Origin of the sequence: Acinetobacter pullicarnis (assembly GCF_006352475.1) — a bacterium.
GTDB lineage: Bacteria > Pseudomonadota > Gammaproteobacteria > Pseudomonadales > Moraxellaceae > Acinetobacter > Acinetobacter pullicarnis.
This window is the reverse complement of sequence record NZ_VCMZ01000001.1, coordinates 3951040-3969478: the sequence shown is the minus strand read 5'-3', so window position 1 is coordinate 3969478 and position 18439 is coordinate 3951040. Positions and strand designations below refer to the sequence as shown.

Genomic DNA, 18439 nt, shown 5'->3' with positions numbered 1-18439 from the left:
GTGAAACCCCACTGTCTTTAATTTAAATTTAAAAGCCCCCCATATCGAGGGGTCGCCATTCTAACCAAGTTATCCACATCTGTCATGACTTAATCAGTCCAGTTTGAACAAAAAAGCAACCTTCCGCACCAAACAATGAATTTAAACGTGTTATGGATATCGATACCCACAAGCTGTGGATAAAATATAGCATAAACTTATCCACAATCCATCAGATTAATAAAAACATAGATATCCACATGATAAACCATTGTTTTAAAAATATTAAAATGTAGTTTCCACAGAAAAAATGCCACCTAATAGTAATAATCTTAAATTTAAAATTTGAATTTAATTATAAGAGCAGAGGTTACTGTGGATAACTCTAGGAAATGAATTTAAATTTAAAGTGATGCAGAAAACAAGGTTCAAGTTATGTTTAACTGGATAACCTTGTGTATATCTATGCGCATAAGTAGCATTTATATTATAAAATAACAACTTATATTGTGAATACTTATTTTTCATCAAATATAGGTAGAAAAGATGCAATTAAGCTCTTTTACTTATGATTGGATAAAAAAAATACATATATGGCAGAGAAAAGTGCTTATTCATTGACAGTTCAAACAATGCACAATACAATCGCGAACCTTGAAGATTAATGATCATTTTGGAGTTTCACTATGAAACGTACCTTTCAACCATCTGAATTAAAGCGTAAGCGTGTTCATGGTTTTCGTGCTCGTATGGCAACTAAAGCAGGTCGTCAAGTTTTGGCTCGCCGTCGTGCAAAAGGCCGTCATAGCTTAACTGTTTAATTATAGTTGGCTATAACCGGTTTGGGTGTTATGTCACTTTATAGTTTCAGTACTGACCTTCGTTTGCGATGTGCTGGTGACTACAAAGGTGTATTTGATGGTGCGCTTTTTAAAGTGCATCAACCCCACTTTTTATTTCTTGCAAAATTTTCCGAACAGCCGAATAGCCGTTTGGGTTTAGTTGTTGCTAAGAAAAAAGTGCGTCGCGCACATGAAAGAAATCGAATAAAACGTTTAACGCGTGAAAGTTTTCGCTTAAATCAGCACAATATGGATGATATTGATATTGTGGTCATGCCAAAACAGGGAATTGAATCGGTTTCTAATGCCGAATTATTTCAGCAGTTACAATTCGCGTGGTCAAAGCTACATCGTCTTGTAGAAAAGCATCATAAAATAGCGATTTCTTCGCCTAATAATTAGAGCAGACCAATGGTTCGTTTACTGCATTGGTTCATTCGTTTCTATCAAATAGCGATTAGTCCGCTTCTTGGACCTCGTTGTCGTTATATTCCGACCTGTTCTCAATATTCGTTAGAAGCAATCCATACTTATGGTGCATGCAAAGGTAGTTGGCTTGCGTTTAATCGTGTTTGCCGTTGCCATCCTTGGGGTGGATATGGCTATGATCCTGTGCCCCCAAAAGCGATTCTTTTTATTTCATTTCAGCAAATAGATTCTCAAACGCTTCATGTTACGGTACCCTTTCGTGAACGTTTTTCGAACCAAAAACACTCTAACCATTTGGGGTAATGAATATGCAACAATGGGCCAGGTTTGCTATCCTTGTGGCCATGCTAGTCGCCGCATATTTGCTCATTTTGGCGTGGCAAAAAGATTATGGTCATGGCAGTAATAACCAAAAAGTTGAAAATCAACCCGCTGTTATTCGTCATGATATATCTGCCGATTTGCCAAATGCGCAAAATACTGCTGTAACTAGTGATCTCCCGCAAGCGAATACTGCTGCTGTACAACAGAATACACCAGCACCAGCCAGCGCAAATCAAAAACTGATTTCAGTACAGACTGACCTTTATCACCTTTGGATTAATCCAAAAGGTGGCGATATTGTGCGTATTGAATTACTGAACCATGATAAAAGTAAGGAAGGTAATCAACCTTTTGTAATGCTTGAAAGCGATACAGAACGGACTTACGTTGCTCAATCTGGTTTGATTGGATTAAATGGTCCAGATGCAAGCAGTACGGGTCGTCCAAACTATGAAGTTGAAAAAACAGAATTTAGTTTAAGTGATGCCAAAGAAGTTAAAGATAAAGATGGTCAACTATCAAAAGTTTTAACCGTACCAATGGTTTATAAAACGGCTGACGGTGTTGAAATTATTAAGACCTTTACCTTTAAGCCAGATGCTTATCCGATTAATGTCAGTTATCAAGTACTCAACCGTAGTACACAAAACTGGCAAGGCCAAATGTTTGGTCAAATCAAACGTGATAACTCAGAAGATCCAGGTAAAACTGATCAGGGTATCTTTACCCTTGGTACATTCTTGGGTGGCGCTTGGGGAACACCAGATTCACACTATAATAAGTTGAAATTTGACAACTTTAATGAAGAAAAGCTCAACACATCCGCTGAAAAAGGTTGGGTTGCAGTGGTTCAACATTATTTTGTGAGTGCTTGGATTCCTGGTCAATTTGGTAATCAGCCTTATAAATCGACATTTGAGTCACGTAAATCTGCTGATGGCATGAACATTATTGGCTTTACTTCACCAATGATTAATGTTCCAGCGGGCAAAAGTATGACTGTGGATGCCACATTCTACTCCGGTCCTAAGGTTCAATCTGAATTGAAAGATTTGGCTGAAGGCTTAAACCAAACCGTTGATTACGGTTGGTTGTGGCCAATTGCGAAGCTATTGTTTATGGGCTTGCAATTCTTCCATGGTCTGGTTGGTAACTGGGGTTGGTCAATCATTTTATTGACGATCTTGGTGAAATTAATCTTGTGGCCGCTGTCTTCAAAAAGTTATCGCTCTATGGCGAAAATGCGTGTGATTGCACCTGAAATGCAACGCATGAAAGAAGAGTTTGGCGAAGACCGTATGCGTTTCTCTCAAGAAATGATGGCGCTTTATAAGCGTGAGCAAGTGAATCCACTTTCTGGTTGCTTACCATTGTTGTTACAAATGCCGATTTTCTTGGCACTGTACTGGGTACTGATGGAAAGTGTGGAACTTCGCCATGCGCCTTGGATACTTTGGATTCAAGATTTATCTGCAATGGATCCATTGTTTATTCTGCCGTTGATTATGGGTGCGACGATGTTTATTCAACAGTCGTTGAATCCACAGCCAGCAGATCCGATGCAAGCCAAAGTATTTAAAATTATGCCGATTATGTTTACCGTATTCATGCTGTTCTTCCCAGCAGGCTTGGTTTTATACTGGATTGTGAACAACTCGATCACGATCTTGCAACAAAGCTTTATCAACAAAAGTGTTGAGAAAGCGCGTTTAGCGAAAGATGTAACACCAGCCAATTAGTCCAGACTGAACAGCTGAATAAATCCGCTTAAGATGGTAATCTTAGGCGGATTTTTTATTTGCTGTAGAGAAGACAATGACAACTTTTGTAGCCCAAACCACGATTGCTGCGATCGCAACCCCACCTGGCCGAGGCGGTGTTGGTGTCATTCGTCTCTCTGGCCCCAAAGCCTATGCGATTGCAGAAGCCTTATCTCAAAAAGCCTTACCCGCAGCGCGTATGGCTGGATTTCGTAAGTTTTATGATGAAAAACAAGAAGTCATGGATGAAGGCTTGATTCTTTGTTTTCCTAACCCGCACTCTTTCACCGGTGAAGATGTGGTTGAAATCCAAGGTCATGGCGGTCCTGTCATTCAAAATGTGTTATTGGCACGGGTGCTTGAATTAGGCGCGACAGCAGCCAAAGCTGGCGAGTTTTCCATGCGCGCTTTTGAAAATGACAAAATGGATTTGGTTCAAGCCGAGGCCATTGCCGATTTAATTGATGCCAGTTCGCAAGCAGCAGCGCGTTCAGCAGTACGTTCATTGCAAGGTGCATTTTCACAAAAGATTAATCTGGTTTTAGAAAAACTGATTCATTTACGCTTGCATGTTGAGGCTGCAATTGATTTTCCTGAAGAGGAAATCGATTTCTTGGCGGATGGCAAAATTTTGGCATTGCTGATCGATGTACAGTCCTCCGTAACGCAAGTACAGCTTTCTGCACGACAAGGTCAATTGTTACGCGAAGGCTTACAAGTGGTGATTGCAGGCAAACCCAATGCAGGCAAGTCGAGTTTACTTAATGCCTTGGCTGGTGTTGATCGGGCCATTGTGACGGACATTGCAGGAACCACACGCGATGTACTGCATGAAAAAATTAGCTTAAATGGTTTACCCATGACCTTGACCGATACCGCGGGTCTACGTGAAACCGGTGACATTGTTGAAAAAGAAGGGATTCGCCGCGCAATTATTGAAATTGAACAAGCCGATTTATTGCTGTTGGTCTATGACTTGAGTCAGGGCGAAAATCCACTGATCTTAGCTGAGCAGTATTTTGCGGAACATCTTGAGCCTAAACGCTTGATGCTGATTGGAAATAAATGCGACCTCACCGATCAAGTCTCGGCGTTAACCGATTTTCAAGGCTTCCGTAATATCAGCGTTTCAGCCAAACAAGAAACGGGTGTACAAGTACTCATTGATGCGATTACAGCGCATGCTGGCTTTCAGCCAGAGGAAGACACCTTTATTGCCCGTACACGTCATCTAGATGCAATGAAGCGCACTCAGGCTTATTTGGCAGAGGCACATGAGCAGCTTACTGTTTATCAAGCTGGAGAACTTGTGGCTGAGTCATTACGCTTGGCACAAAATGCTTTGGGTGAGATTACCGGTGATTTTAGTGCGGATGATTTGCTCGGAGAAATCTTCGGTTCATTCTGTATTGGAAAGTAAGCTTATTTTTTAGTTAAACAGCACCTCAAATCATTGATCGATTTTAGGTGCCTATTTCTGTGTAACGACTTACAGCTTAAGCGGTTTGCATGGCTAACCAATGCGTATGGCTCAGGTGACTGACCTGCTGATCATGTTGTTGATTGATCAGCTCAAAATCTTGTGCTGCAAGCGTATGATGATGACGAAAGCCACATTTTTCTTGCACGATTCTAGAGTTTACATTGCCATCAATATAACCCGACCATAACTGATCAAGTTTTAGGTCTTGAAATGCATGGCGTATTATTTCACGAGCGGCTTCGGGAATTAGCCCTTTGCCCCAGTAAGGCACCCCAATCCAGTAGGACAGTTCCCCTTCCTGTTCTGTCATCGCTAAATAACTGTTTGCGCCAAGCTGTAAGCCAATACAGCCAATGACTTGCTGGGTATCTTTGAGTACCACCGCAAAAATGTGGTCTTGCATAAAGACAGATCGGATAATATCTGTGCTTTCTTCCACACTTTGGTGTGCTGGCCATCCCGCAATCGGGCCAATACGTGGGTCTTTGGCAAAGTAATATAAATCTTTGGCATCACTGAGTTGCCAAGGGCGTAAGATTAAGCGTTCGGTGGATAACATCATTTTGACTATTCCTTTGTATTATCTTACAGGTTATGTTTTTGAGCATAATCGTGGCTGATCAGTTTGCTTTAATGCAGTGTGATGCGGTCAGTTTAGGCAAAATGAAGAAATGCAGTTATCGCTTAAATTGAGCATTATCGGTACTTTTGACAACTTTATGATGTTTAGTTTGTTAGTATTTCTATCTGATATGCGAAAAAAGAAAGTGTGATGCATGACCTTGTTGCTTTGATGCAGAAAAACCAACAACAGACCCTAATGGGCGAAACGGATTTAGTTGAACAACTGGGACATCCATTAAAACTCAGTTATGTGGTGATTTTAATTGGCTTGGCTGGTTGTGCCAGCATCAATATTAATTTGAAAAAATACCCGATTCGGCCACATGATATTGTGGTGCTGTATGACGATTCTTTTGCCCTGCCTATACAGAGGTCAAAGCACTTTAAAGTGTTCTATTGCATGATTGATAAAGCCTTGGCTGCTGAAATTGCCTATCAACTGCCGAATCAATTATTTTCATTTTTACAGGACTCTCCGCGCTGTATTGTATCTGCTGAGCAGCGCTTGTTGCTTTCGATGTGGTTGGCGCAAACCCGTGCAATCTATAGCGCGCAAGGTCGCTATCAAGCAATTATGTTGCGTAATCACCTGCAAAATTTCTTTCTTGAAATCGCAGCACAGATGCCCAGCTCTGGAGTGAGCACTCATCCTAAGTTGAGTCGCAAGGAGCAGCTCTGTTGGCGTTTCTGGGAAATGATTGGGCAACATTGTCAGCAGCATCGTGAGGTGGCCTTTTATGCAACGCAGCTCAGTATTACGCCTTATTATTTAGCACAAATCAGCAAAGCCATTTTTATTGACAGCCCGAAAGATTTAATTCATCGCCAAGTGATCTTGGAAATGAAAACATTATTAGTGTCTACTACGCTTTCGATCCAACAAATTGCGGATCAGCTGCATTTTGCTGATCCTGCTTATATGTGTCGTTATTTTAAACGGCAAACGGGAATCTCATTATCGCAATACCGTCGACAAGGGATTTAAGGTCGCGCGAATATTTAGAAAATCTGAGGATGAATCATGCTAGTTCAATAAATACTGCAGCAGATAAAACACCATAAAACTGCCGATTGAACTGATTAAGATGCGTTTTGAATATAAATACAGGATGACGGCTGCAAGTGCTGCATAAAAATAAGGATTGAGCCAAAGCCCTTTAAACTGTTGACTGTCATCAAAGAAAATCACAGGGAAGCAAATCGCACTGAGTAAACATGGTGCAGCGTAATGCAACATCCGCTGGATAAAATGTGGCATGCGGACTTGAATCCGTGGTTCCAAAAAGAGATAACGATTAAAGAAAACCAGTGCGGCCATGGCACAAATTAGCCCCCAACTCATGATCCATCCCCTTTGAGATATTCGCAGCAGACTGCGATTGCCATACCGATCAGCCCAGCAAGAATAAGTGCATTTTCAACTGCGAAAAATCGCAATACAAAGGTCGCAATAAGGGTGCTGATGATGGCGATTAAGGTGATTTTATCTTTGATTAAGGACAGAATCATGGGAATAAAAATTGCCACAATGGAGAAATCTAAAGGATAGTCTTTAACATCGGGCAGTAGACGGGTAAAGAAAATACCGACTAAACCAAAGACCACCCAAAACAGATAAAAACACAGCCCTGCACCAAATAAATAAGCCATTGAGCGCTGCCCTGTGCTCACGGTGAGTGCAAACTGTTCATCGGTCAGTAAAAAACCTTGGCCCAAACGAATATAACTGGGTTGTGATGCGATATTGGGCCTTAGGGTCAGTGCATAAATAAAATGCTGGCTGGTCAGAAAGAAGATCGTGACTAAGATGCTGAATGTTGATGCCCCTGCCATGAATAACCCAAGACTGACCAATTGTGCTGCCCCTGCAAACACCATAGCCGTCATGGCAATGGCTTTGGCTAAGGACAGCCCTGCATTGATGGCCATAGAGCCTGCCAGAATACTCCAAGGAATCACGGCTATAGACAGCGGCAACATATCAGTTGCACCTTTGAAAAATAGTTGTTTTTGATTTGACATCACAATGGCATATTCAGTTTTGAAACACACTGCAGTATGTTCGATGGATCAAAGCAGAGACTTGAATGAAATTGCGCTATTGGTGCTATGAATTTGGTGGGAATAGACGGGATGTTGAATCTTGGATTTTTCTTTCATGTTTTGAGGATTTAGCTTTTTAATCCACAGAGATACTGGGTCGGGGTGATACCCATGGCACGTTTAAAGTGTCGATTAAAATGGCTTTGGTCAGAGAAGCCACAGTTTTGTGCCACATCAATAATCTGTTGGCCAGATTTCAGTTGTACCCGTGCATGTTGTAAACGAGCTTGAACCAGCCAATTGTGTGGGGTTAGGCCGACGTAGCGCTTGAATTGTCTTAAAAAATGCCATGCACTTAAGCCTGTCATTTTAGCCAAATCGTGAAGTGAGAAGTCTTGGGTGTAATGCGCTTCCATAAAGGCTTTAATCTGTAAAATTTGTTTTTCTGCATTGGCCAAAGGCGCTGCTGCTTTGGGATGTCGTGCATGACGGAGAATCAGGCAGGCCATGGTGGAGAGATAGAGGGTTTCTTTAAATAAAAGATTATGTTCTTGATCAAGTAAATTGAGGAGTACAGCAAACTGTTGCGCCAAACCAGGATCATGCACCACCGCTTGTGGAAACCACGGTGCAGCACCGTGTTCAGTGGCAAAGCCTTGTGAGAGATCAGTCAACATTTCAGGAGTTGGGTAAATCGCACGATAGCGCCAGCCGGTTTCAACAGCTGAAGAACCGGTGTGAATTTCATCTGCATTGACCAAAATAATATCGCCTTTGGGCGCAGTATGCAGATGACCATTACGATAAAAGGCCTGTGCGCCATCTTCGATAATGCCAATGCAATAGCCCTCATGCACATGCTTAGAAAATTGCGTATGCCGATAACTGGCTTTGAGCAATGCCAAACCGCCCAGCTCTTGGAGATGTTTAAAATCTGCAAATTCAGTTTTTATTGGCTTTACTCCACAGTGTGATCGGATGTTCATCCAAGCTTAGGGATTTTGTTGCAATAGGCTAGAACAAAATTGCTGTTTTAGCTGGCTGTATGCTGCAATTTAACTTTTGTGGTCGCTTGCTGATGCAACCGCAGCAAAAAACAGCAGAGTAGACTTTGCGTAATACAGAATGAGATTACTCCGATATTTAAGCCCCACAGATCAGACAAATAACCCACAGCAACAATTGGAATGATGGAACCCCAATATGCAATAAACAGATAGGTCGCGATGACGGCTGCACGATTTTCGAGGGTCGTCATTTTATGTATTAAAGAAAAAGCACCCATTAAACAGAGGCCATGCCCCATGCCTGCAAAGATGACGCTAATAAAAAATATGGCACTCCAGTGCATAATCAAGCACAGCATTAAAATCACGGAGCTTGTAATCAGGCTGATAAAACCTAGCTTTAAGCAGCGATGCATATTCAGGGTTTTGGCGGAGATTTGAACCAACAATGATGCCAATAAAATCCCAGTGATGGTGGCACCACTGACCAATGGGCCATGCCATGGAATAATCTCTTGAATAAATGAGGGTGCAAGTGAGGCAAATAAACTAAAGGTTGAGAAGGCAGAAAATGCGGCAAAGCTGGCAACATAAAATAAAGTTTTATTACTGGTTTTAGGCAATTCTAAATGCGGTGCCATGGTGAATTTTTGTTTTTCAAAGCTGGGTGCTTTGATACTCAATAAACTGAATAGACTAAAACAAGCTGCGGCAATAATTGGTAGATAAGGGGTAATTAATGGATATTTTGAGAATTGTGCAATAACGCCACCCAACACTGGCCCTAAACCAAAACCAAATACGGTAATGATTGAACTGAGCTGCGGTGCATTGGCTTTATGAGAATCTGGAATGGTATAAATCAACCCCAGCATGGCTGAGGTACTGATTAAGCCTGAGGCAATCCCAATAATAAAACGGCCAAAGCCGAGAATATATGCATTTTGAGCAAAGACCGAAGCCGTTAAGCCCAATATGGCAAACAACAAACCAATTTGTAGTGTGCGTATAAAACCTAAGTTATTACTAATCCGACCGAGAAATAATAACGTGGTCAGGCAGCCAAACATATAGGCGACAAAAATATAGGTAATATCACTCGGTAGCAGTTGCCACACATGTTGGTAAATTGGATAAAGCGGGCTAGATAAAGCCGTACCCACTGTGCCAATACAGAGCGCTAGGCTGACCACAAAAAATGGTCGCCATGATGATTGCTTCATGATTCGATGCTTTAGCAAATAAAGTGAGTCGAGCTAAAAAATGTTTTAGCATGGTCGAAAAGAGATCAGATCACGCTCAAGATTAGAGATTAAACCAGCAGTGGTCAACTGCTCATTTAGATAAATATTTTTAAGTTTTTATTGCGGATTCAATCGTTTAACTAAGTTGTAAAATGCGCTTAGTTATAGCGCTTAATCAGTTTTAAAAACTCTTGTAAGGCAGCTTCATCTAGCAGCGCTTGCTCAGGAATCACATGGTGACGTAAATGCATTTCGATTAACTCATTCATCAATCCATTGACTGCGCCCTTTATTGCAGCAACTTGTTGTAAAACATCAATACAATCTTGTTGATCATCTTGAATGCTGTCCTCGATTGCCCGCATTTGGCCTTGTAAACGTTTCACACGGTTTAAAATTTTTTTATCTTGATGCAAATGGCCCATCTTTTGAATCTCTAAAAATATACTCCCTTATAGTATATTTTTTTGCTTAAATATATATACTAGGGTGGAGTATATGGGGCAACAGATATGCAATTTAAAACATTTTCTCGTCAGCATGAGCATTGCTTTGATCAGGGGAATCCACTGACACAAAAGAAAATTTTATATGCCACACTTTTGACTGGCGTGATGATGCTGCTTGAGATCTGGGGCGGTTATATTTTTAACTCGATGGCGCTACTGGCAGATGGTTGGCATATGAGTTCACATATGTTGGCACTCGGTTTGGCCTATATGGCTTATAGAGTGACCCGATACTATGCACGTGATCCACGTTTTAGCTTTGGCACATGGAAAATAGAAATACTCACCGCGTATAGCAGTGCGATTTTACTGTTTGTAGTGGCATGCACGATGGCCTTTCAATCAATTACACGATTGTTCAACCCTGTACAGATTCATTATCAGGAAGCGATTCCGATTGCGATTTTGGGCTTAGTCATCAACTTGATTTGTGCTTGGCTGCTTAAGGAAAATCACCATCACCATCACCATCACCATCACCACGACCACGACCACGACCACGACCACGACCACGAACACGAACATGGACATGAGCACGATGCGCATTCACATCCGCACACTGCTGCAACGAAATCTCGTGATTTAAATCAAAATGCGGCTTTTTTGCATGTGGTTGCAGATGCAGTGACATCCGTCTTTGCAATTGTGGCGTTATTTGCAGCAAAGTATTGGGGTTGGAACTTTTTAGATGCGCTGCTAGGGATTGTCGGTGCAATTTTAGTCGGCAAATGGTCAATTGGGCTAATCAAAGAAACGTCTAAAATTTTAGTAGATGCCGAGATGGATCATCCCTTGGTTGAAAAAATTAGACAGCGTATTGCACACTTCGCCGTGGATACAGGTATGCCGATTGAAATTACTGACTTGCATGTCTGGAAGGTTGGACAAGACAAATTTTCCTGTATCTTGGCGCTTGAGACCGCTGCAGCGCATGTGAATGCAGATGTAATTCGTGATGTATTGTCGATCTATCAGCCATTGGTGCATATTTCAGTTGAAGTAAATGCTGCCACACAGTTCCGTGCGGTTCCACGTGAAACGCAACGCAGCCCTTTTTCTTCAATTAACAAGCAACAGATTTAACACATCGCTAATGCGCTGATCTGTTTAGAATATTGCCCTAAGAGATCGATGCCTGTAGAGAAACAAATGTTGAAAAAAGTAGCAATGCTGTTGAGTCTCACGCTAATGTTCAATGGCGTCAGTCACGCCAGTGTAGAAACGCTTAAAGTGAAGTTGGGACAGCAATATCCCAATGTAAAAATAGACGATTTAAAAGCCACAGAGATGCAGGGTTTGTATAGCGGAACGTTGGACAATCAAATCGTCTATGTGAATGAGCAAGCAGAACATATTTTTGTTGGTTCGATGATTCGTTTAAAAGATCAACGTAATTTGACCAAAGACTTGGCTGTGCAGCAACAACCACTGATCGACATTCAGAAATTGCCTTTAAATGATGCAATTAAGACAGTCAAAGGCACTGGAAAACGCCAGTTGGTGGTTTTTTCTGACCCTAACTGCCCGTATTGTAAAACCTTAGACGCGAATTTAGCACAGCTGAATGATGTCACCATTTATACCTTCCTTTACCCGATTAAAACCCAATCGATTATTCCATCCAAGCAAGTCTGGTGTTCACCCAACAAAGCCTATGCATGGCAAAATTTGATGGCGAAAGGCGTACAACCGACAGCGGCTGCGACTTGTGAAACGCCAATCGAACGCAATCTATTATTGGGTAAGCAACTGGGGTTAACGGGAACACCTGTGATTATTTTCTCGAATGGCCAAAAAGCCATGGGGGCTTATTCATCAGTCGAAATTAATAAAATTTGGCAACAGATGGGCTTATAAGGCTTGAGGTCGATAACATGGATCGATATTAATAAGTCTAGCTATTCGTATGGTTATGGGCTGATTGCTATAGCGAAACAAAAGCACCTTCTTTGAGGTGCTTTGTGGTGTAAGGCTTGTTTATAACGATAGCGCGTACAGTGACTTAACTGCGTTGTGCAATCAGGTTATACACAAAGAGAATGACGATCGCGCCAACCACTGAGGCAATGAATCCCGCAGAGGAGCCTTCAGCATAAAATCCGAGGAATCGACCACCATACGTTGCGGTCAGTGAACCTGCAATACCCAGTAACGTGGTGACAATAAATCCAGCTTTGTCATCGCCAGGATAGATGGCACGTGCAATCAGACCTGCGACAAAACCAATTACAATTGCAACAATGAGAGCCCACATCCGTTTTCTCCTTATTTCAATTTAAAAAGTCTGTGTAATGTATGAAGATTACGATGAATATAGATCATTGAATATTTTGCAGCGATGTGAAAGGGCTAGAGTTAAAAAAGTTGTTGTTGTTTTGTTCTTGTAATTCAATTAATTAAGCGACCGAAGCCGCTTAAATCACGATTGAAATATGTATTACAGTCCAATTTCACCAATAAAAGGCAGGTGACGATACTGTTGGTCATAGTCCAAACCATAACCGACAATGAAGCGATCTTCGACTTCAAAACCGAGAAACTTAACCTCTAAGTCGATTTCACGGCGCGAGGGTTTGCTGATTAAGGTACACAATTGAATCGAGTTTGGGCCACGCGTTTCTAAAATTTCTAAGACCTTACTGAGCGTATTGCCTGAGTCGATAATATCTTCAACCACCAACACATCTTTACCGCGTATTTCGCCATCTAAATCTTTTAAAATTTTGACATCACGGCTAGAAGTTGTCGATTTTCCATAACTGGATACGGTCATAAAATCCAGTTCATGCGGTTTGTTAATGCAACGGCAGAGATCTGCCATAAAAATTACCGAACCGCGAAGTAAACCAATCAATACCAACTCTTTGTCGCTTTGGGCATAGTGGGCAGTTATCAGTTCGCCAAGTTGTTTGACTTTCGCTTGAATCTCTTCAGTCGAAAGCATCACACTCATTTCAACAGCCATTGGGGAAATACCTAAATATCAAGTCAATAAAATAAAAAAGGCGTTGACTTGCAACACCTGAATTTAAAGTAATTTTAGAACATATTACGCTGTGATGCATCCCTTTTTGCGATATGACAATGTAATCATGCCGATACTCAGGTGGAATCACGCTTTAGCAGCACTGCACATGTAATGAGCGTCACCGCCAGCAAAAGGTGTTTTCGCGTCAAGCGTTGAGTCGGCTGTTTCACTGTGACAAGGCTAGGCATGCAAGCGCTTGGCTTGGCCTCTCCGCTAGTATTGGTTGCGGTCTGCTTGTGCATAGGCTTTTTGCCCGTAGATGTAAGTGGCTTGAATATTGCGGTCATCCCCCATCATCATCAATGCAAATAATGCATCCTCGATATTCTTGGCGCGATCTTGACGCAATGCCTGTACCGCCGTGGCCTTTAGATTACACACGATGAAATCGGCTTCTTTACCGACATTAAAATTACCTAATTTTTCATGCAAGTCTAAGGCTTTTGCCGCACCAAGCGTCGCATGATAAAGCGCTTCAAAGGCAGAGAGCTTATCGCCTTGTAACTGCTGGACTTTATAGGCTTGATTGAGGGTATCGAGTTGACTAAATGCCGTGCCTGCCCCGACATCGGTGCCTAAGCCAACTTTGACTTGTTTTTCCCAAGTTTTTTTCAGTGGAAATAAGCCACTGCCTAAAAATAGATTTGAACTTGGGCAGAAGGCAATTGCAGAGTCGGTGTCGTGCAAACATTGCCATTCTTGTTCCTCTAAATGCACACAATGTGCAAAGACTGAACGTGATCCAGTTAAACCATAATGATGATAGACATCTAAATAGTTTTTTTGTTCGGGGAATAGCGATTTGACCCAAGCAATTTCATTTTGATTTTCACTGAGATGAGTATGTACATACACATCAGGATGTTCTGCTTTGAGCTGCCCTGCTTGCGCTAGTTGTGCTGCAGTTGAGGTTGGCGCAAAGCGTGGAGTGATGGCATACAAGTTACGACCTTTGCCATGCCACTTTTGAATCAAGGCTTTAGAGTCTGTATAAGCGCTCTCTGGCGTGTCACACAGCGCTTCAGGTGCATGACGGTCCATCAACACCTTACCCGCGATTAAACGCATGTGATGGCGCTCAGCAGCTTCAAACAATGCATCGACGGATTGCGGATGCACCGTACAGAACACCAATGCCGTGGTGGTGCCATTTTTCAGCAGCTCTTGCACAAAAAATGCAGCGATTTGATCGGCATACGCCTTGTCTTCAAATTGCATTTCAGTGGGAAAGGTATAGGTATTGAGCCATTCGAGCAGTTGTTCACCGTAGGCGCCAATCATTTCTGTTTGTGGGAAATGAATATGGGTGTCGATCAAGCCAGGCAAAATCAGTTGATCAGGATAATGCTCGACCTGTAGATCTGCAGCCAGATGCTGCCCTGCTTGCCAAGTTCCAAACCATTGAATTTTACCGTCTTGGGTAATCAACAGCCCATCTTCAATAAAACGGACTTGCTCAGGAATTGCGGCAGCTTGATCAACAGTGGATTGGATATCGAGAAAGCGACCACGAATGGCACTTGGGGCAATAACGGATGACATAAGAACCTACATAGAATTATTTTTTCAGTGAATTGTAACGAATTTGGTGAGGTTGCGCATAAACAGTATTTTGCAGATGCGGTTTTAACTTAAATAAACGTATAGTAGGCTATTGAATAGCGCTTTCTTCAAATATAGGAATGTAATATGAGACTGATCATTGCTTTAATTCTGCCATGGCTGGTATTTTTTACCATTGGTCGTCCGATTGCAGGAATTTTTTGTTTAATTTTACAGGTTACCTTGATTGGTTGGATCCCCGCTGCCATTTGGGCGGTGTATGCTTTATCGCAATACAAAACCGATCAGAAAATCAAAAAAGCCTTTGGCTGATTGTCGATGGGTAAAAGCAAGGTGGATATGCGGTTTTGTGTTGGGTATCGAAATTAGATATTTCTATTTTGGACTTACAAAGTTGTGTTATTCCCAAGTAGAAATGTCCTACCTAATAACCAAATAGAAATGTCCTATATGGACATTTCCAAGTCAAGCACAGGATTCAGATTTCGTTGTTGAATTGCTGTTTTCTGTGCACGTCTGCTTGGCATCTTTTGAGAACGATTGCGTTTGTTTTGTTGTTCCAGTTCTTCATGCTGTTGTTGGATATGATTCAGAACAGCACCCAACCGTTTATTCTCAACAATCTCTCGCTGGTTGAGCTGACTTAATTTATCGAAGATGCTGTAATTGATCTTCCGGCCTTCATGCATGATGGCTACAGTACCATCCGGGTATTCTAGAAACTCAAGATATTTACCAATCAGCCTCTGGTTTTCTTCTGTACTCTCCAGGAGATATACACATTTATCATAAGTAATGGTCAGGCTATTGGTGACTCTACGTGGCTCTCGCCAGGTAAAAATATCATCTAATTGCTCAGCTGTTTCGGTGGCAGAGCGGTGTAAGTTCTTAGGATTAAAGGCCATCTTTGCAAACTTGAGATTGAACTGCTCAATAAAGCAGGGTAACCACTTATTCGCATCTGCAATCGAACTGATACCTTCCAGGCGCATCTCCTTAATCAGACGGTCCTGAAGGGTTCTGTTGGCCCGTTCCACCCGTCCTTTGGCCTGAGGGGAGTTAGCGAAGATGATATCGATATTGAGGGTACTGAGTACGCGTCCAAACTGGGTAATCTTGCTGTCTTTCTTGCTGCTTTGATTCACCCTAAAGACTGAATGTTTGTCGCTGTAAAACGCTAAAGGCTTACCATGCTGTTCAACATACAAGCGTGTCGAAATCATATAGTCAAAGGCTGATTCTGATTCACAGAAGCGTAAATGCTGCAATTTGCCTGTGGCATCATCGATAAAGACTAGCAGACAGCATTTAGCGGCTCTTCCTTCAAACCAGTCATGGTGTGAGCCATCGATTTGTACCAGTTCACCATAACAATCTCGGTTATATCGAGGCTGATATGGGCGTTTCAGGCGCTTGGAGCGAGGAATCCATAAATCGGCTGCAATCATCCAGCAACGCAGGGTTTCCACTGAAAGATCGAATCCATGAACGGTAGTGAGCTTTTCATGCGCTAAAGTGGGTCCGAAACCATGGAGTTGATCCGAAACAATATTGAGGCACTTGAGTCTGAGTTCTTCAGGAAGTTTGCAGTTGCTGGTTTGGCCACGACCAGCATGGGCTAATGCAGCTGGGCCTTGAGCTTTGTATTTCTGCAGTAAGCGTCTGATCTGACGTTCTGAAATATGAAGTAGCTGAGCAGCCTGGGATTGAGTTATGCGTTGATCGCAGATTTCCTGCAAGACCGACAATCGTTTAAGTTCTTTATCCGACATAGACACCAACATATCAAACCGTCCGCTTCAATAATCGCAAAAGTGCATATTCTAAAAGCGGACATTTTTACTTTGGAGAAACCGGACATTTCTATTTTGGGCTTACAAGTTGATTTCGCATAAGAGATTTTATGTTAAGTAATAAATTAAAAGTGTAATTCATTTCTTGTTATGATTAAAAAAGTATCAAGATTTAAATTGAGCGTAATTTGTTCTAATAGGAAATAGCCTATGGTACAAGTGTATGAATTCTAATAAGATGCGAAAAAATCAGATTTTCTTACTTATGAATTTTTCTAAAAAAGAAGTTGTACGAGCAGGTGAAGCTTTAATAAAAGATAGTTTAACTAATGACGAGGCAGCTTTTCATCATACTATGAGCGTGCTTACTTATTGGAGAAATAGCCATATTGTGCCTTTAAATTTGGCACATACTTTACTTAATCGTTTTATACATAGAGTTGATAAAAAAGCGTTTGTAGCAAAAAGATTGAAAAGATTTGATTCGATCAAAAAAAAATTACAACGTTTTGATCAAATGCAATTAAAAAATATGCAAGATATAGGCGGTATTAGGGTTGTTGTTTCTGATTTATCAAAAATAGATTCTATTTATAAAATTTTAATAAATGAACACTGTTTTTATAACGGTGATAAGTTAATTAAGATGGATAATTACATTGAAAACCCTAAAGATGACGGATATAGATGTCTTCATATAGTTGGTAAGTTTAATAATGAAGTAGATGAAGAGAGAAAGATTGAATTTCAGATAAGAACTACATTACAACATAGCTGGGCTACTGCTTTAGAAATAGTTGATATATTCACAGGACAAAATTTAAAAAGTAATTTAGGATTTCTTGCATACAAAAATTTTTTTAAAGACGTTAGCGATCAATTTCAACTGATGGAAAACTTGCCAGGTTTTCAGAATAATGATCGGGGAATATTTTTAAAAGAATATTTGAAAAGGGTATTATCTGATTATACGTTGACACGACAATGTATTGATATAACTAAAATATTAGAGATGAAGATGGGTTTTATGTCCTTTGAAGAACAGTTAAAAAGTTACTGTAAAGCAGCTGAAGAAATTAACAAAAAGATTATGTCTAAAAATTATAAAGATGGTTTTGTTTTAATCAGATTAAATGTTCAAAACTATAAGATTGAAGACGAATTTTTTAATCGTTCAGAGCATGACTTAGCTTCTCTCAGGTATAGCCAGTATGAGCAATTATTATCTAATGACAAGAAATGGATAATTACATTATTATCTACAGATGCTGTTGGGGGACTAAAAGAGGCCTATCCTAACTACTTTGCTGATTCTGAATTGTTTTTAAATTATATTAGTTATATAAAAATGGTTGTAAGCTTATCTATAATTGAGAAGAAGTCAAAAAAAATGTCAGTGAATGTATAGAAAATATTTTGAATAGAAAGGTAGTTTAAGTTACCTTTTTTATAGTTAAAAATTGAATCCTATGTGTTTTCTTGTTGGAAGTTCCACATCAATACGGAGTTTTCCTCCCATAGCTTCAATATACTTTTTCATGGTAAAAAATCTTAAGGTCATTTCCACGATGTTGAACACGAAGTTCTTTCATGTTGGTGAATTTAAAGTTATCGACTAAAGGTCAACCTAAGCCAGGCCCTTGTCGTTGCAGCACAATCAACGCCGCTAAAACCTTTTCTTGAGTTGATTCATCTTGTTGTTCAAGCCATTCATTGAATATGTCTGTCGTGATGACTGTCCACATATCACAACCAATATATAGGTTATAGTCTATATGTTGTAATGAATAATAGGGATAAGCAATTCAGAG

20 protein-coding genes and 1 pseudogene are annotated in these 18439 nt (G+C 40.9%); 10 read left to right on the top strand and 11 right to left on the bottom strand.

From position 1 onward, the window contains the following. The first annotated feature begins 665 nt into the window (after positions 1–665). The 5 genes from rpmH (at position 666) to mnmE (ending at position 4754) form a co-directional block, all read left to right on the top strand. Complete coding sequence (rpmH, locus tag FD716_RS17875) at positions 666–800, top strand: 50S ribosomal protein L34 (RefSeq protein ID WP_000831329.1); 135 nt, start codon at positions 666–668, stop codon at positions 798–800. A 30-nt stretch (positions 801–830) separates the two neighbouring features. Continuing rightward, positions 831–1223 (top strand): ribonuclease P protein component, encoded by a 393-nt coding sequence (rnpA, locus tag FD716_RS17870; RefSeq protein ID WP_139853570.1) that lies wholly within the window; start codon positions 831–833, stop codon positions 1221–1223. Between the two features lie 9 nt (positions 1224–1232). After that, the gene (yidD, locus tag FD716_RS17865) at positions 1233–1553 is read left to right on the top strand and encodes a membrane protein insertion efficiency factor YidD (RefSeq protein WP_139853569.1); all 321 of its coding nucleotides are present in this window, start codon (positions 1233–1235) and stop codon (positions 1551–1553) included. Between the two features lie 5 nt (positions 1554–1558). Beyond that, on the top strand, positions 1559–3313 hold the full coding sequence (gene yidC / locus FD716_RS17860) for a membrane protein insertase YidC (protein ID WP_139853568.1): 1755 nt from the start codon (positions 1559–1561) through the stop codon (positions 3311–3313). A gap of 76 nt (positions 3314–3389) precedes the next feature. Beyond that, positions 3390–4754 carry a tRNA uridine-5-carboxymethylaminomethyl(34) synthesis GTPase MnmE gene (gene mnmE, locus FD716_RS17855; RefSeq protein WP_139853567.1) on the top strand — a complete coding sequence of 455 codons (1365 nt, stop codon included), beginning with the start codon at positions 3390–3392 and terminating at the stop codon, positions 4752–4754. Between the two features lie 76 nt (positions 4755–4830). On the opposite strand, the gene FD716_RS17850 is transcribed toward mnmE, so the two are convergent. Further along, on the bottom strand, positions 4831–5379 hold the full coding sequence (locus FD716_RS17850; RefSeq protein WP_139853566.1) for a GNAT family N-acetyltransferase: 549 nt from the start codon (positions 5377–5379) through the stop codon (positions 4831–4833). A gap of 210 nt (positions 5380–5589) precedes the next feature. On the opposite strand from FD716_RS17850, the gene FD716_RS17845 reads away from it, so the two are divergent. After that, on the top strand, positions 5590–6426 hold the full coding sequence (locus tag FD716_RS17845) for a helix-turn-helix domain-containing protein (protein ID WP_228714973.1): 837 nt from the start codon (positions 5590–5592) through the stop codon (positions 6424–6426). Between the two features lie 39 nt (positions 6427–6465). On the opposite strand, the gene FD716_RS17840 is transcribed toward FD716_RS17845, so the two are convergent. The 5 genes from FD716_RS17840 to FD716_RS17820 form a co-directional block, all read right to left on the bottom strand. Beyond that, positions 6466–6783 carry an AzlD domain-containing protein gene (locus FD716_RS17840; RefSeq protein WP_139853565.1) on the bottom strand — a complete coding sequence of 106 codons (318 nt, stop codon included), beginning with the start codon at positions 6781–6783 and terminating at the stop codon, positions 6466–6468. Beyond that, on the bottom strand, positions 6780–7463 hold the full coding sequence (locus FD716_RS17835; protein WP_139853564.1) for an AzlC family ABC transporter permease: 684 nt from the start codon (positions 7461–7463) through the stop codon (positions 6780–6782). The genes FD716_RS17840 and FD716_RS17835 overlap by 4 nt, the downstream gene beginning before the upstream one ends. 149 nt (positions 7464–7612) lie before the next feature. Further along, on the bottom strand, positions 7613–8437 hold the full coding sequence (locus FD716_RS17830; RefSeq protein ID WP_139853739.1) for an AraC family transcriptional regulator: 825 nt from the start codon (positions 8435–8437) through the stop codon (positions 7613–7615). Between the two features lie 80 nt (positions 8438–8517). Further along, a complete protein-coding gene (locus FD716_RS17825; RefSeq protein ID WP_139853563.1) occupies positions 8518–9714 on the bottom strand; it encodes an MFS transporter in 1197 nt (398 codons plus the stop codon). Between the two features lie 179 nt (positions 9715–9893). Then, positions 9894–10160 carry a metal/formaldehyde-sensitive transcriptional repressor gene (locus FD716_RS17820; protein WP_139853562.1) on the bottom strand — a complete coding sequence of 89 codons (267 nt, stop codon included), beginning with the start codon at positions 10158–10160 and terminating at the stop codon, positions 9894–9896. An 87-nt stretch (positions 10161–10247) separates the two neighbouring features. Between FD716_RS17820 and dmeF the strand changes: the two genes are divergently transcribed. After that, on the top strand, positions 10248–11327 hold the full coding sequence (gene dmeF / locus FD716_RS17815; protein ID WP_139853561.1) for a CDF family Co(II)/Ni(II) efflux transporter DmeF: 1080 nt from the start codon (positions 10248–10250) through the stop codon (positions 11325–11327). A gap of 66 nt (positions 11328–11393) precedes the next feature. Next, entirely contained in the window at positions 11394–12101 is a 708-nt protein-coding gene (locus FD716_RS17810; protein WP_139853560.1) for a DsbC family protein, read from the top strand. 145 nt (positions 12102–12246) lie between these two features. Here FD716_RS17810 and FD716_RS17805 read toward each other — a convergent pair whose 3' ends face one another. From FD716_RS17805 to guaD, 3 genes are all read right to left on the bottom strand, one after another. Beyond that, positions 12247–12498, bottom strand: a complete 252-nt coding sequence (locus FD716_RS17805) for a GlsB/YeaQ/YmgE family stress response membrane protein (RefSeq protein ID WP_139853559.1) — start codon at positions 12496–12498, stop codon at positions 12247–12249. Between the two features lie 183 nt (positions 12499–12681). After that, entirely contained in the window at positions 12682–13209 is a 528-nt protein-coding gene (gene hpt, locus FD716_RS17800; RefSeq protein ID WP_139853558.1) for a hypoxanthine phosphoribosyltransferase, read from the bottom strand. Positions 13210–13485: 276 nt separating this feature from the next. Next, the gene (gene guaD / locus FD716_RS17795) at positions 13486–14814 is read right to left on the bottom strand and encodes a guanine deaminase (RefSeq protein WP_139853557.1); all 1329 of its coding nucleotides are present in this window, start codon (positions 14812–14814) and stop codon (positions 13486–13488) included. Positions 14815–14961: 147 nt separating this feature from the next. Between guaD and FD716_RS17790 the strand changes: the two genes are divergently transcribed. After that, positions 14962–15147, top strand: coding sequence for a YqaE/Pmp3 family membrane protein (locus FD716_RS17790; RefSeq protein WP_139853556.1), 186 nt, complete (start codon positions 14962–14964; stop codon positions 15145–15147). A gap of 134 nt (positions 15148–15281) precedes the next feature. Here FD716_RS17790 and FD716_RS17780 read toward each other — a convergent pair whose 3' ends face one another. Next, positions 15282–16607, bottom strand: a complete 1326-nt coding sequence (locus FD716_RS17780; protein WP_139850444.1) for an ISNCY family transposase — start codon at positions 16605–16607, stop codon at positions 15282–15284. A 244-nt stretch (positions 16608–16851) separates the two neighbouring features. On the opposite strand from FD716_RS17780, the gene FD716_RS17770 reads away from it, so the two are divergent. Then, positions 16852–18036, top strand: a complete 1185-nt coding sequence (locus tag FD716_RS17770; RefSeq protein ID WP_139853554.1) for a RelA/SpoT domain-containing protein — start codon at positions 16852–16854, stop codon at positions 18034–18036. 133 nt (positions 18037–18169) lie between these two features. Here the strand turns inward: FD716_RS17770 and FD716_RS19340 are convergent. After that, positions 18170–18373: pseudogene (locus tag FD716_RS19340) on the bottom strand (type II toxin-antitoxin system RelE/ParE family toxin); the annotation flags it as partial. Positions 18374–18439 lie beyond the last annotated feature (66 nt).

Excerpts from the sequence above, each read along its gene's own strand:
- guaD (WP_139853557.1), bottom strand. The coding sequence starts at position 14,814 with ATGTCATCCGTTATTGCCCCAAGTGCCATTCGTGGTCGCTTTCTCGAT.
- FD716_RS17780 (WP_139850444.1), bottom strand. The coding sequence starts at position 16,607 with ATGTCGGATAAAGAACTTAAACGATTGTCGGTCTTGCAGGAAATCTGC.
- FD716_RS17825 (WP_139853563.1), bottom strand. The coding sequence starts at position 9,714 with ATGAAGCAATCATCATGGCGACCATTTTTTGTGGTCAGCCTAGCGCTC.
- FD716_RS17840 (WP_139853565.1), bottom strand. The coding sequence starts at position 6,783 with ATGAGTTGGGGGCTAATTTGTGCCATGGCCGCACTGGTTTTCTTTAAT.
- FD716_RS17835 (WP_139853564.1), bottom strand. The coding sequence starts at position 7,463 with ATGTCAAATCAAAAACAACTATTTTTCAAAGGTGCAACTGATATGTTG.
- hpt (WP_139853558.1), bottom strand. The coding sequence starts at position 13,209 with ATGGCTGTTGAAATGAGTGTGATGCTTTCGACTGAAGAGATTCAAGCG.
- mnmE (WP_139853567.1), top strand. The coding sequence starts at position 3,390 with ATGACAACTTTTGTAGCCCAAACCACGATTGCTGCGATCGCAACCCCA.
- FD716_RS17850 (WP_139853566.1), bottom strand. The coding sequence starts at position 5,379 with ATGATGTTATCCACCGAACGCTTAATCTTACGCCCTTGGCAACTCAGT.
- FD716_RS17810 (WP_139853560.1), top strand. The coding sequence starts at position 11,394 with ATGTTGAAAAAAGTAGCAATGCTGTTGAGTCTCACGCTAATGTTCAAT.
- FD716_RS17845 (WP_228714973.1), top strand. The coding sequence starts at position 5,590 with ATGCATGACCTTGTTGCTTTGATGCAGAAAAACCAACAACAGACCCTA.
- rpmH (WP_000831329.1), top strand. The coding sequence starts at position 666 with ATGAAACGTACCTTTCAACCATCTGAATTAAAGCGTAAGCGTGTTCAT.
- dmeF (WP_139853561.1), top strand. The coding sequence starts at position 10,248 with ATGCAATTTAAAACATTTTCTCGTCAGCATGAGCATTGCTTTGATCAG.
- FD716_RS17805 (WP_139853559.1), bottom strand. The coding sequence starts at position 12,498 with ATGTGGGCTCTCATTGTTGCAATTGTAATTGGTTTTGTCGCAGGTCTG.
- FD716_RS17770 (WP_139853554.1), top strand. The coding sequence starts at position 16,852 with ATGAATTCTAATAAGATGCGAAAAAATCAGATTTTCTTACTTATGAAT.
- yidD (WP_139853569.1), top strand. The coding sequence starts at position 1,233 with ATGGTTCGTTTACTGCATTGGTTCATTCGTTTCTATCAAATAGCGATT.
- rnpA (WP_139853570.1), top strand. The coding sequence starts at position 831 with ATGTCACTTTATAGTTTCAGTACTGACCTTCGTTTGCGATGTGCTGGT.
- FD716_RS17790 (WP_139853556.1), top strand. The coding sequence starts at position 14,962 with ATGAGACTGATCATTGCTTTAATTCTGCCATGGCTGGTATTTTTTACC.
- FD716_RS17820 (WP_139853562.1), bottom strand. The coding sequence starts at position 10,160 with ATGGGCCATTTGCATCAAGATAAAAAAATTTTAAACCGTGTGAAACGT.
- yidC (WP_139853568.1), top strand. The coding sequence starts at position 1,559 with ATGCAACAATGGGCCAGGTTTGCTATCCTTGTGGCCATGCTAGTCGCC.